Source organism: Pseudomonas sp. MF09156, assembly GCF_059862305.1.
In genome coordinates, this window is record NZ_JCBCUR010000004.1 from 216,786 (window position 1) to 229,674 (window position 12,889).

The following is a 12,889-nucleotide window of genomic DNA, read 5'->3' on the forward strand; positions in this document are numbered from 1 at the left end:
GTAGGGGCCGGCAAGCCGGCTCCTACGGGAATAGGCTATGGTGCTCACATGTCCTGTGTTTGTGAGCCATCATGCCTTTTCTCGCCCGTACCCACCCTCGCCTTTCCGCCGCTGCCGTCCTGGGCCTGGCAATCGGCATCCTGGCGCCCGTCGACTCAATCCTCAGCAAAATCCTGATCGGCTGGAACGTAGGGGTCTGGACCTACCTGATTCTAATGCTGCGCCTGACCATCCGTGCCAAGGCCGAAGACGTCAAGCGCATCGCCGAGGTCGAGGATGAAAACGCCGGCCTGGTGTTATTTATGGTGTGCATTGCGGCGATTGCGAGCCTGGCCACCATTGCGGTTGGCCTGGCCGGCAGCAAGGGCCTGGACACGACCGAGCGCCTGCTGCATTACGGTTTTACCGGGGTGACGGTGATTGGTTCGTGGTTGCTGATCGGGGTGATTTTCAGCGTGCACTACGCCCGCCTCTATTACACCTGGGAGGGCAAGGAACCGGCGCTGCGCTTTGCCGAAGGGCTACTGACCCCCAACTACTGGGACTTCCTGTACTTCTCCTTCACCATCGGCGTTGCCGTGCAGACTTCGGATGTGGGGGTGGCTACCCGGGCCATGCGCAAAGTGGTGTTGGGGCAATCGTTGATCGGTTTTTTGTTCAATACGGCGATCTTGGGTTTTTCGATCAACATCGCGGCGGGGTTGTTCGGTTAGTCTAAGTGCCAAAGAGTATTAACAGCGGCGTGCTTAGATTGTCATTGGATCATTCATAAGTCGTTGTCTTCGTATACTGTTAGTTCTGACAGTTTACAGCGCAGGTGCGGTGCTATTTCATGACCAGACAGAGCCGTCAACATCTCTGTTACTCGCACAATCATCAGCGATGGAGAAGCGATCATGACCGAACAAGCGCAACAGTTGACCCCCGAGCAAAAAAAATTGCTTTACCCCAGGTTCCTTCTTGCAACTGGCACATTCGATGCACGTATCGATAATATACCGCTCCACTTTCAGACCTTGAGACTGGTGCATGACCATGAAGCGGCCATCTACCGCCTTGACGCGCGACATGCTGATAACTCAATCACAGTGAAAAAAATCACGATTGGGCTGCCCGACACCGTTCGTCAGGGGCAGGTGTTAGAGCTGGATAAGTGGCAGATCAATAAAGTCAGTGTCTGGTATTCCATTGAGGGCCGTCCGAATCCTAACTCCATGCGGTGTTCCACAGGAACTTTGATCGTTAATCGCTTGCAAGCAGGCACTGTCAAGTTCGGCGGTGAATTGAACGGTACCACCGATCCGGATGAAAACGGCAACAGGCATACAATACAAGTCGACTTTGATCTAACCAGTTGATCGCTTATGCAAGAGAAAAAAACGCCCGTATCCTTCGATACGGGCGTTAATAAGCGTCCTGTTTTTACCAGCTGTAGCGCATACCTACGTTGGCGCCCCAAGGCTGTTCGACCCGGCCACCACTGCTGTGCTCAAGGTCTGCGTGCAGTTGCAGGTTCTGGGACAACTTCACCGCAACCCCTGCGCCGAACTCAGTGCGTGAACCTGACAGGTCGTTGTTGAACACATTGTTGTTCACCTTGACCTTATTGTTGTTGGCAAACTCATGCACCATCGCTGCCCGCAGGTACGGCTGGACGACACTGCCACTGTCGAGCTGGATATCACGCCCAATCGTCGCGCCGGCCTTGGCCATGATCGAACGGGTGCGCTCGCCATCGGCGTGCAGGCCATTGTCCAGGTTGTAATTGGCACCCTGGATGACCACGGTGGACAATTGTGCATACGGTTCGACGAAGTAGCCGTCATCGAGCTTGATGTTGCGCCCGAACTCTGCCGACAGGCCGCCACCGGTGTTGGCGTACTTGCCCTTGGACTTGGTCCCGTCGCTCATGCCGACCTTGGACTCGTTGTTGAAGCGGTTGAGCTTGGCCACAGCGTCAAAGTACAGGCCACTTTCCTCATCCAGCCAGGTGGCATAGGCACCCACGTAGTAGCTTTTCACGGTGCCGGACGTACCGCGCTTGAGGTTCAGGTCCGAGGTACTGTGGCCAGCCATCACACCTACCAGCCACTGGCTGTCGGCCAACGGCATGTCGGCACCCAGGGTGAAGCCTTGCTGGTTCTGGTCATAGCCCACACCGGTGCTCTCGGCCACCTTGTACTTGTTGCCGTAACCGCGCATCCACACACCCGCCTGACCAGGCTCGAAACGCAGCTCGCCCATGCGCGTACGCAATGAGGTCGCCTCGCCGTACCACACGGTCGGTGCGGTGTTGAACAGCGCCATCACCGAGCGGGTGGACGGGCTGATCACACGGTTTTCCGGGTCGAGGAACCAGTCGGTGCCGTCCTTTTTCAGGCCGTAGGAGTAGGCGCCCACGTCGACGAAATCATTGGCCAGGGAGAACTGCGCGTCCCCGCCTTCGGTGTGCACGATACGAATCGCTTCAGGGTTGAGCGGCTCCACGCCAGTGGCCTCAAGCAGCAGGCTGTGGTTGCCGTTGGCTTGGCCATTGATATTCAGGAAGTCGGTGATACCCCGGGCAAAATCGGTGCCCATGACAAAGGTGCCTTTACCGTCGAGGCTGTCCAGGTCCAACTGATAGAACGCGTCGCTGTCGCCGAACTTCACCGTACCGCCGGCCAGGTTCAAGGCACCCACCTGGCTGTCGCCGGTCAACTCCCAGTAGGACTGGTCGCCGATGTTCAGGCTGCTGACATTGTGCAACTGGCCCGTCAGCCCGGCGTTGTTGTCGAGGTTCAGGTGCGCGGTGCTGCCGTCCTCGACAATGATATTGCCGTTCAAGCGGCTGTTGTCGACGTTCATGCTCGCCTGGGCGCCGCCGTTGACTTCCAGCAACGTGCCATTGCCGCCGATCAGGGTCGAACCATTGCGCACGTCGATTTCAACGTCCATCGGCTCGCCAGGCTCACCTTCGACAACAATGGCCGAGCCGCTGCGGCCTTCGACGCTGGAATTGTCCAGCACCAGCTTGCCGGCAGTGGTGCTGCCAAGGTTGTTGGTGAACAGCACGCCATTCTTGCCGCCGATGATGCTGCTCTGGCTGGCAGTCGCCGTTGCACCATCAAGCAACACGCCATAGCTGTCGGCGCCAGTGCCTTCGACCACGGTGTTCTGGTTGAAATGCAACTCGGCGTTGCCGTTGGCTATTGCGCCACCCTTTACACCGCGGATGATGCTGTTGAACACCTGGGCAATGCCGCCCGTTTGCGAGTTGAAGCTCTGGAACGCTTGCAGGCCGACAACGGTGTTGCTGTTGATGGAGCTGTCACGAATGATGGCTGTGCTGTCATCCAGGCGCACCGCGCCCCATGTCGAGTTGTTGGAATTGACCGTGGCACCGTTAATACTGACGGAGGAGCCCTGTGTCGCGCGGATATCCTCGATCAGGCTGCCGGGATTGACATTCAGCGTCGAATCGTTGGCCAGGATATGGCCCGCACGGGCGCCGTTCATGGTCAGCTCGGACTTTTGATCGAGTTGCCAGTGATTTGTCGGTTCATCGGCGCCAATGACCTTGGACTCGCCAATCAGATGGCCGGCTTGCACATTGGTTTGCACTGCCGCAAACAGCAGGACAGTCATGGCTGGGACTTTCATCATCTTGCTCAAGGGTTTGAGCTCGAAGTTAATGGGTGCTGACATCGGGTTCACTCTCTGGGGTAGAGCCACTAAAAACGGCTTGGCTCGTTCCCCGCGGAATGAGGCCTCACCTGTACAGCGCAGAGGTTACGTAGTGAACATACCGACGACTGTAGGACTAATCTGAACGAGCAGTGTTAATCGGCAGCGCAGATGCATGGAAAGTGGCGCCCCCGGCAGACGGAACCGTCTAAACGCGCCAATCCAAGGCTTGCAGACGCACAAAAGGGAAGCCAGGCTTCCCTTTTGTGCTTGCAGCGGTTTATTGACTTATCAGAGTGGTTCCCAGGCTAGCCGGTACGCCATCACAGAATGAGTCAGGGTTGGAGAATACCGTGTATACCTCGGCCAGCTCGCCGCGACCGAGTCCCCCACCTGCCACGCCCGTGGTGTAGGTGACCTCGCACGGCCCAAACGCCACTTGAGCCAGGAACGGACGGTAGATGATATTTACCTCAATACCGTTGGCCACCTCGGCAGCGGTCAAGGGCGGGGTTGTAATAGTCAGTGTAAATGGCCCTGACGGATGCCCTGGGCGTTCGCTGGTAATGGTGATCGTAACATCCACGGTATTGCCCACTACCAGTCTTGCATCGCCCGGGATCAACACAGTGGCAGCCAGTACCGGTGGCGAGCCAGGCTGGATTTGTACCAGCGACTGACAGTTCCATTCATCAAACACGAGGCGCTCATACCTTGCAGGTGCCAGCTCCACCGTCACGGCATCGATCACATTGACCATGGTCACGGGCGATGGGTTTTCATTGGTGGTGCCGGGGCCAATCACAGAGTAGCTGACCGGTTGCATATTGTTGCCGTGGCGCGCCACTACGTCCCAGGGAATGGTAAACGTCGCGTCGGCGCCGGGAACTGTAGTGCTTAAAGGGAACGGCCCGACACGCTCTCTGGAGGTGCCCCAATACAGGTAAAACTCATTAGCTGCATGAGGCAGCGCCGCAATGATCCAAAGGGGAATCACAATAGTGACAGGCAGGTTCGCATCCCCAATGCGCAGGGTGTTCAACTCGTTGGAGTTGGCACCAAACACTTGCGGCGGGTTCAGCCCAGGGTTCACATCGCCTGGCTCCAGTGTGCCCGGCAGGACCGGCCCTTCGACCGACAAATCGAGCTGCAGGGTTTTATCTGGCGAGGTGAAGAACACACCGTTGCGCTCGATCCGGTAACGCACATTTACCGTCTGCGGGCCCAGCGTCGCGGTATAGGCGGCCTTGATTGCGTCATTCATATTATTGAACACCACCGGGAAACCAGTGAGCTCGGTAGTTTGCGGGCCAAAAGGCTCGGCTTCCCATTGCGTCTCGAACTTGTCCAGCCCTGTCACGAAATTAACATACTGCTCAATATGCAGATCGATCCCTTGCACATAGTCCGCAATGCTGAGCAGGTCATCAGTGCTGCCGTTACGAGGGGCAGGCGCAAGTGGCAGGAACGGCGCCAATGGCACGGGATCGGCCAACAACGAAACCGTACGAAACTCATTGAACGACGGGCGACTGACGTTCCCTGCACGGTCCCTGATGGTGTAGAAAAAGTAATAGAGACCACTCAAGGTGATCAGGCTGGCTGGCAGGAAAAAAGTGCTCGACGCAGGTGGCGGCAGCATAGGCACACCTGGACCACTGACCAAATACTCGGGCCGAGGGTCCATGACCGGGCTGTAGTACACGTCAATTTCGTCCCCCGCTTCAAACCGTCCGGGCTGCGGCCCGAAACTGTTTGCCAGGATACGCACCTCCACGCCGCCCTGGTTGATCAGGAAAGCATTGTTGATAACCGTACCCGGCGGGGCATTGACTAACACTGGAGCGGTCGGCTGCTCACGGGACGCCGCTACGGCGTAGGGCGCAATGAGGTCAACCCGGAATGCGGCGGGGTTGGACTCATCCATCGCAGGACCCGGTACACCACCGGCATTACGGTATTGCGTGACTTTGAGTTCATAAAAGCCATGGGCGAATTCAAACTCGGGAGCCGGAGCAGGAACAAATCTATCGATTATTGCCGGCACGGGGTTCAAGTTGATCTGGAAGGGGGGCACGAAGGTGGTCCAACTGGGCACCGTATCTGTGGTTCTGCGAATTTCGACACTCAGCCAGTCGGTGCGCAATGAAATCAGCCCGGTTCGCAGTTGAAGGGTTATACCCGCCCGTGCAACGGCTACCGGGATGAGCCCGGATGCATCATCCAATGCTTCTGCAATCGTGGGGGCATCAATAACCAAAGGCACTGGTGTAATGGTGACGTCAGGGTTGCTGCTCATATCAGTCTCTCCTTAGTACTTAATGTAGGCGTCGCACAAACACTCATTAGGTGGCCAAGCCGCCATCGCCCGATACTTGAGTGATTGCCTGGTGACTGAAATCGCAGCAACACTCTCTCCAGCGCGTAAAACACGCGGCCAAACAAACCACCTTTCGAATTACCCATCTGTTGTTAAAGCAAACGTGTAGGGTGTTCAGTCCTCGGGGCCATTGCCGTCAATCCAGCAATAAATAGGCGTGGGCGGTGGCGGTGAGGTGGGCACCACGCGGTCGAACTCCACATAGCGCGAAGAAGAACGGCCGATCACCGCGCCGCCCCGGGACACCGTGTAACTGGCCTCGCCGCCGGCGTTTTTTTTCAGGGGCCGAATCACGCGCTCGACATCCAGAATCCAGAAGGTATAGCCCGCCGCATCGGCGACCCCATCCCAATAATGCGTGAGGGTTTCCACGATATTGGGGTCCGGATCGACATCCGGGTACTTGCCATACCCCTGGAACCGCAGCGTGATCAGGTCGCCAGCGTGTATGTCGGCGTGAGGCGCGACATGCACCTCGACTCTCAACCAGATCGCAGGTTGGGTGCTGCAGGTCAGGAAACGGTTTGGATGCGACTCCGCCTGCGGGAAACTGGGCCGAGGGTACCTGGATGGCGGCAGGCCGGTTTGCAGCTCCGCTTGCTCCACCTGTGAAAACAGCGGATTGACGTTGCCTGCGCGGTCCTTCAGACGATAGAAGCAGAAGATCCAGCGCGCGCCCGGGAAACTGCGGAACACGGCGCTGGGCACATTCACGAATATACGGCCGGTGGCGCTGGTCAGCGGCGCTGAAACCAGGGTAGGCGCGCCGGTTGGCAAGGTGTTCATATCTGAAAAATACATCAGCACCTGATCACCCACCTCACGATCCAGATAGTCCTTGGGGATTTCCATGGGCACCAGGGGGTTGGCAACCAGGTAGGCCTCGGTGATCGGATCGATGGGAAAAATGGGCGGTGGCAGCAACGCCCCCCCACCGGGCGCATCGCGGTCGATCCTGATGGTCACAACCTCGGAGGCATCAACGCTGGGGCTGTTCGGCGTGCGGTTATGGATGCGAAACCGCAGATCAACAATTGCACTGTTGAGCAGGAATGCCTGAGGTATCTGCAGGGCGTAGGGAAAGTCGGCAGGCGTCATCGGGTTAGGCAGCAAAATCGGCGGCGTATCCAAGGGCCGGGCACCGCGAACGTTCCACTCGAACACCAGATACTGATCTCTGCCCGGACCGGGTAAAAACGCCCAGGGCGTCGGAATCTCAAGCTGCAGATCAGCGAAATAAAACTGTGCCGGCAGCAACCCGTCAGGCAGCGCGTCGACGACGATAGGCGCCTCAATCACCAGGATGCCGCCTGGGCCATTGGATTGGCCAGCATTGTGGGTGCTCATCAAAACCTCCCATCACCTAGACACGCGCCAAGGCGTCGATGGATCACGGCGCTTGCGGCTCAGTTGGGATAATTGAACACGTCCAGCAGCGCTGCGGATACTGTCAGAACTAACAGGTCGGCTCGCCGCTCGTCGGTTTCACGCCGCCGGTTTTGGCAGTGTTCCAGCAAAGATTTTCTTGACGAAAGGGGCTGGCTGGTGTTTTCTGAAACCGGTTTCAATGCCCAGCGCACTGCCACCTCACACTAATAAGAAAGGCCCCGCCGTGACTTCATTCTCCGCCGCCCAACGCAGCCGCGTGACCATGCTTGATGTAGCCGAACGCGCCGGCGTCTCCAAGGCCAGCGTGTCGCGTTTTATCGGCGATGACCGCGCCCTGCTCTCCGACGCCATCGCCCTGCGCATCGAGCAGGCTATTGATGACTTGGGCTACCGCCCCAACCAGATGGCCCGAGGCCTGAAACGTGGGCGCACGCGCCTGATCGGCATGCTGGTGGCCGATATCCGCAACCCCTATTCGATTGCCGTGATGCATGGCGTGGAAACCGCCTGCCGCCAGCACGGCTACAGCCTGGTGGTGTGCAACACCGACCGCGATGACGAGCAGGAGCGCCAGCACCTGGCAGCCCTGCGCGCCTATAACATCGAAGGCTTGATCGTGAACACCCTGGGCCATCACCTCGAACAACTGCTGGAACTGCAACGGGAAATGCCCCTGGTGCTGGTGGACCGCAAGGTCGACGCCCTGTACAGCGACCTGGTAGGCCTGGACAACCCACTGGCCGTGGGCATGGCGCTGGACCACCTGGAACACCAGGGCTACCGGGATATCTTGCTGGTCAGCGAGGCGGCCGATGGCACCAGTTCGCGGGTTGAGCGTATGGAGAGTTTCCGGGCCCAGATCCGCCGTCGCAAAAAAATGCGCGGCGCCGTATTGGAAATAGACCGCGACCTGCCCCACCGCTTGCAGACGTTTCTTGGCGCAGGCCAAGCCGGGCCCAAAGCGTTGTTCTGTGCCAACGGCATTGCCGCGCTGGCCTGTACCAAAGCCCTGCGCGAACTGGGTTGCCGATTGTTCGAGGACGTGGGCTTGCTCGCCCTGGATGATCTGGAATGGTACCCGCTGGTGGGCAGCGGCATCACCGCCCTGGCCCAGCCGACCGAAGCCATTGGCGCCAGTGCTTTTGAGTGCTTGCTCAAGCGCTTGCGCGGCGATACCGCGCCGACCCGTTCGGTGGATTTTGCCCCGCAACTGATCGTCCGAGGCTCAACCCAACCCGTGTAGGCATAACCGCCTGCACGAGCATTTTTTTATCTTCAAATGAAACCGGTTTCAGAGATCAATAACAATGCACAGATACCCCGTTTCCATCAGCCTTTCCAGCTACGGCGCCGACCTGGTCCGCCAGCGCGGCCAACTGAGTTTTGTCGACCTGCTGGCCGCCGCCGGCGCCACGCGCATTGAATGGCGTGAAGAACTGCTGACCACCGAACAGCCCGCTGAACTGGCGCAAGCCGCCGCAGCGCAAGGCCTGGAGTGTGTATTTTCCTCGCCCCTGGAACTGTGGGTTGCCGGGCGGGCGCAAGCCAACGCCGAGCTGGCCGCCACCCTCGACCGCGCCCAGGCGTTCGGTGCGCGCTGGTTGAAGGTGTCCCTCGGTTACTTCACCGACACCAACGACCTGCACAGCCTCAGCGCCTTGCTCAATCGCCACCCGGTGCGCTTGCTGGTGGAAAACGACCAGACCCTGCACGGCGGGCGCATCGAGCCGCTGCAACGTTTCTTCGATGAAGCTGAGCGCCTGGCGGTACCGGTGAAAATGACCTTCGATATCGGCAACTGGCACTGGCAGGACCAATCGGCGCGCACCGCTGCGCGCCTGCTGGGCCGCCATGTCGACTACCTGCACTGCAAGGCCGTAGAGCGTCGCGCCGACGGCAAGCTGGTGGCGTTGCCGCCGGGCACCGCCGACCTGCATCTGTGGGAACAATTGCTGCAACTGATGCCCCAAGGTATCAGCCGCGCGGTGGAATTCCCGCTGCAAGGCGCAGACCTGGTGGCGGTCACCACCGTGCAAGTCGCCGCCCTCACCCACCTTGGCCAACCGCGTGTGGAGAATGCCCATGTCTGAGATCGATATCCTCTCGTTCGGCGAGACCATGGCGATGTTCGTCGCCGAACAAACCGGTGACCTGGCCCAGGTCGGTCACTTTGAAAAACGCATTGCCGGCGCCGACAGCAATGTGGCGATCGGCTTGTCGCGCCTGGGCTTCAATGTGGCTTGGCTGAGCCGTGTGGGGGATGATTCATTGGGCCGCTTTGTGGTCGATACCCTAGAACGCGAAGGCCTGGATTGCCGGCATGTAGCGGTCGATCCGGCACACCCCACCGGCTTTCAGCTCAAGTCGCGGGAAGAGCGCGGCGACGATCCCAAGGTCGAGTATTTCCGTCGTGGCTCGGCGGCCAGTCACCTGTCCAGCGCCGTGATCACTCCACAGTTGCTAAAAGCACGGCACCTGCACGCCACCGGGATTCCGCCAGCATTGTCGGACGCTACCGCCGAGCTGTCGCGCGAGTTGATGAACCAGATGCGCGCGGCAGGCCGCAGTGTGTCGTTCGACCCTAACCTGCGCCCGTCACTTTGGCCCAGCGAGCAGAAAATGATCCGCGAAATCAACGCCCTGGCCTGCCTGGCCCACTGGGTGTTGCCGGGGCTGAGCGAAGGTCGCCTGCTGACCGGTTTCGAAGACCCGTCGGATATTGCCGCCTTCTACCTCGACCAGGGTGTGGAAGCGGTGGCGATCAAGCTCGGGCCCCACGGCGCCTACTACCGTAGCCATCTGGACCAAGGGTTTGTCGCCGCGGTGCCGGTGGCCAAGGTGGTGGACACAGTGGGCGCCGGTGATGGTTTTGCCGTGGGCATGATCAGCGCCCTCCTCGAAAACCTCAGCTTTGCCCAGGCGGTGCAGCGCGCCAACTGGATCGGCAGCCGCGCCGTACAGAGTCGCGGCGATATGGAAGGCCTGCCCATGCGCGCCGACCTGCCAGCCCTGCAAAAGGCCGGCTGACCCCCGGCGCTAAACCCGTTACCTGTTGCCACAACTACAACAAGCTCAGGAGCAAACCCATGACGACCAAACTCGCCACCCGCCGCTGGTGGTACATCATGCCCATCGTGTTCATCACCTACAGCCTGGCGTACCTGGACCGCGCCAACTATGGCTTCGCCGCCGCCTCCGGGATGGCCGAAGACCTGATGATCACCCCGGGCATGTCCTCGCTGCTCGGCGCGCTGTTCTTCCTCGGCTACTTCTTCTTCCAGGTGCCGGGGGCGATCTATGCCCAACGGCGCAGCGTCAAGAAGCTGATTTTTGTCAGCCTGATCCTCTGGGGCGGCCTGGCCACGCTGACCGGCATCGTGTCCAACGCCTACATGCTGATTGCCATCCGCTTCCTGCTCGGGGTGGTCGAGGCCGCCGTGATGCCGGCGATGCTGGTGTACCTGTGCCATTGGTTCACCCGTGCCGAACGCTCGCGGGCCAATACCTTCCTGATCCTCGGCAACCCGGTGACCATGCTGTGGATGTCGGTGGTGTCCGGCTACCTGGTGCAGCATTACAGCTGGCGCTGGATGTTTATCATCGAAGGACTGCCGGCGGTGTTCTGGGCCTTTATCTGGTGGCGCCTGGCCGATGAGCGCCCAGCCGATGCCAAGTGGCTGAACGCCGGCGAGAAGCACGACCTGGAAACCGCCCTGGCCGCCGAGCAGGTTGGGCTCAAGGCGGTGAAAAACTACGCCGAAGCGTTCCGCTCGCCACAGGTGATCATCCTCGCGCTGCAGTTCTTTTGCTGGAGCATCGGCGTGTACGGCTTTGTGCTGTGGCTGCCGTCGATCCTCAAGGCCGGCCTGCAGATGGACATGGTCGAAGCCGGCTGGCTTTCGGCGTTGCCGTACCTGGCGGCGGTGATTGGCATGCTCGTGGTGTCCTGGGGCTCGGACAAGCTGCAAAAGCGTAAACGTTTCGTGTGGCCACCGCTGCTGATCGCTTCCGTGGCGTTTTATGGCTCCTACCTGCTGGGGGCCGAGCATTTCTGGTGGTCCTACACCCTGCTGGTGATTGCTGGCGCCTGCATGTATGCGCCCTACGGGCCGTTTTTTGCGATCGTCCCGGAAATCCTCCCGGCCAACGTTGCCGGGGGCGCCATGGCGCTGATCAACAGCATGGGCGCGCTGGGTTCGTTTGGCGGTTCGTACCTGGTGGGCTATCTCAACAGCAGTACCGGCTCGCCCGGTGCGTCCTACCTGCTGATGAGCGGCGCGTTGCTGCTGTCGGTGGTACTGACGATTTTTCTCAAGACCGGTGCCCGTGAGCCGTCCCCGGCAGCACCGTTGCACTCCCTGGATTTGAAGGTAAGAACCTGATGAAAAAACATGTCGTGCTGTACAAAAAACTCTCCGCGCCGCTGATGGCCCGCCTGCACGAGGCGGCCACCGTGACCCTGATCGAAAGCCTCGACGCCACGGGCCTGGCGCAACTGCGTGAGGCATTGCCCACCGCCCACGGCCTGCTGGGCGCCAGCCTGCGCCTGGATGCGCAACTGCTGGACCTGGCGCCGCGCCTGGAGGCAGTGGCCAGTGTTTCAGTGGGCGTCGATAACTACGACATCGACTACCTGACCCAACGCGGCATTTTGCTCAGCAACACCCCGGATGTGCTCACCGAAACCACCGCCGACACCGGCTTTGCCCTGATCCTCGCCGCCGCCCGACGCGTGGTGGAGCTGGCTAACATGGTGCGCGCCGGCAACTGGAACCAGAACATCGGCCCGTTGCACTTTGGCAGCGATGTACACGGCAAGACCCTGGGCATCATTGGCATGGGGCGCATTGGTGAAGCCCTGGCACAGCGCGGGCATTTTGGCTTTGGCATGCCGGTGATCTATCACAGCCACTCCCCCAAGCCTGCGGTGGAACAGCGCTTCGGCGCGCAATACCGCAGCTTGCCCGACCTGTTGCAGCAAGCCGACTTTGTATGCCTGACCTTGCCGTTGACCGCCGAGACCCAGGGGTTGATTGGCGCCAGGGAATTCGCGCTTATGGGCCCGGAGACAATCTTTATCAACATCTCCCGGGGCAAGGTGGTGGACGAGGCGGCGCTGGTAGAAGCCCTGCAACAGCGTACGATCCGCGCGGCGGGGCTGGATGTGTTCGAGCGTGAACCGTTGAACCATGACTCGCCGCTACTGCGCTTGAACAATGTGGTGGCGACGCCGCACATCGGCTCTGCCACCCACGAAACGCGGGAAGCGATGGCGCGGTGTGCCGTGGATAATCTGCTGGCGGCACTGGCGGGAGAACGACCGAAAAACCTGGTCAATCCCGGCGTATGGAAAGCCTGACAGCTCGACCAAATGGCGTGTGCCAGCCACCGCCATCGCGGGCAAGCCCGCTCCTACAGGGGATCTTCATCGGGACAGAAGTCTGGGCCACACCA

Annotated in this window: 10 protein-coding genes; 7 read left to right on the top strand and 3 right to left on the bottom strand. The window is 60.0% G+C overall.

From position 1 onward, the window contains the following. Positions 1 to 71 precede the first annotated feature (71 nt). Entirely contained in the window at positions 72 to 713 is a 642-nt protein-coding gene (locus tag AC19YY_RS12505; protein ID WP_492633296.1) for a DUF1345 domain-containing protein, read from the top strand. Between the two features lie 183 nt (positions 714 to 896). Beyond that, on the top strand, positions 897 to 1,358 hold the full coding sequence (locus AC19YY_RS12510; RefSeq protein ID WP_500604269.1) for a hypothetical protein: 462 nt from the start codon (positions 897 to 899) through the stop codon (positions 1,356 to 1,358). Positions 1,359 to 1,422: 64 nt separating this feature from the next. Here AC19YY_RS12510 and AC19YY_RS12515 read toward each other — a convergent pair whose 3' ends face one another. The 3 genes from AC19YY_RS12515 to AC19YY_RS12525 all read right to left on the bottom strand — a co-directional run bounded on the left by AC19YY_RS12515 (position 1,423) and on the right by AC19YY_RS12525 (position 7,393). Then, complete coding sequence (locus AC19YY_RS12515; RefSeq protein ID WP_500604270.1) at positions 1,423 to 3,687, bottom strand: autotransporter outer membrane beta-barrel domain-containing protein; 2,265 nt, start codon at positions 3,685 to 3,687, stop codon at positions 1,423 to 1,425. Between the two features lie 259 nt (positions 3,688 to 3,946). Further along, positions 3,947 to 5,965: a hypothetical protein gene (locus AC19YY_RS12520; RefSeq protein WP_500604271.1), complete on the bottom strand. Its 2,019-nt coding sequence runs from the start codon at positions 5,963 to 5,965 to the stop codon at positions 3,947 to 3,949. A gap of 195 nt (positions 5,966 to 6,160) precedes the next feature. Next, the gene (locus tag AC19YY_RS12525) at positions 6,161 to 7,393 is read right to left on the bottom strand and encodes a hypothetical protein (protein ID WP_500604272.1); all 1,233 of its coding nucleotides are present in this window, start codon (positions 7,391 to 7,393) and stop codon (positions 6,161 to 6,163) included. A gap of 265 nt (positions 7,394 to 7,658) precedes the next feature. Between AC19YY_RS12525 and AC19YY_RS12530 the strand changes: the two genes are divergently transcribed. The 5 genes from AC19YY_RS12530 (at position 7,659) to AC19YY_RS12550 (ending at position 12,794) form a co-directional block, all read left to right on the top strand. Next, the gene (locus tag AC19YY_RS12530) at positions 7,659 to 8,678 is read left to right on the top strand and encodes a substrate-binding domain-containing protein (RefSeq protein ID WP_172311494.1); all 1,020 of its coding nucleotides are present in this window, start codon (positions 7,659 to 7,661) and stop codon (positions 8,676 to 8,678) included. Positions 8,679 to 8,742: 64 nt separating this feature from the next. Further along, complete coding sequence (locus tag AC19YY_RS12535; RefSeq protein WP_170041343.1) at positions 8,743 to 9,525, top strand: sugar phosphate isomerase/epimerase family protein; 783 nt, start codon at positions 8,743 to 8,745, stop codon at positions 9,523 to 9,525. Then, the gene (locus AC19YY_RS12540) at positions 9,518 to 10,462 is read left to right on the top strand and encodes a sugar kinase (protein WP_500604273.1); all 945 of its coding nucleotides are present in this window, start codon (positions 9,518 to 9,520) and stop codon (positions 10,460 to 10,462) included. The genes AC19YY_RS12535 and AC19YY_RS12540 overlap by 8 nt, the downstream gene beginning before the upstream one ends. Before the next feature lie 59 nt (positions 10,463 to 10,521). Continuing rightward, positions 10,522 to 11,817 (top strand): MFS transporter, encoded by a 1,296-nt coding sequence (locus AC19YY_RS12545; protein WP_169951876.1) that lies wholly within the window; start codon positions 10,522 to 10,524, stop codon positions 11,815 to 11,817. Then, a complete protein-coding gene (locus AC19YY_RS12550; protein WP_169951878.1) occupies positions 11,817 to 12,794 on the top strand; it encodes a 2-hydroxyacid dehydrogenase in 978 nt (325 codons plus the stop codon). The genes AC19YY_RS12545 and AC19YY_RS12550 overlap by 1 nt, the downstream gene beginning before the upstream one ends. Positions 12,795 to 12,889 lie beyond the last annotated feature (95 nt).

Coding starts and splice junctions, on each gene's coding strand:
- AC19YY_RS12515 (WP_500604270.1), bottom strand. CDS start 3,687: ATGTCAGCACCCATTAACTTCGAGCTCAAACCCTTGAGCAAGATGATG.
- AC19YY_RS12525 (WP_500604272.1), bottom strand. CDS start 7,393: ATGAGCACCCACAATGCTGGCCAATCCAATGGCCCAGGCGGCATCCTG.
- AC19YY_RS12550 (WP_169951878.1), top strand. CDS start 11,817: ATGAAAAAACATGTCGTGCTGTACAAAAAACTCTCCGCGCCGCTGATG.
- AC19YY_RS12540 (WP_500604273.1), top strand. CDS start 9,518: ATGTCTGAGATCGATATCCTCTCGTTCGGCGAGACCATGGCGATGTTC.
- AC19YY_RS12545 (WP_169951876.1), top strand. CDS start 10,522: ATGACGACCAAACTCGCCACCCGCCGCTGGTGGTACATCATGCCCATC.
- AC19YY_RS12520 (WP_500604271.1), bottom strand. CDS start 5,965: ATGAGCAGCAACCCTGACGTCACCATTACACCAGTGCCTTTGGTTATT.
- AC19YY_RS12535 (WP_170041343.1), top strand. CDS start 8,743: ATGCACAGATACCCCGTTTCCATCAGCCTTTCCAGCTACGGCGCCGAC.
- AC19YY_RS12510 (WP_500604269.1), top strand. CDS start 897: ATGACCGAACAAGCGCAACAGTTGACCCCCGAGCAAAAAAAATTGCTT.
- AC19YY_RS12505 (WP_492633296.1), top strand. CDS start 72: ATGCCTTTTCTCGCCCGTACCCACCCTCGCCTTTCCGCCGCTGCCGTC.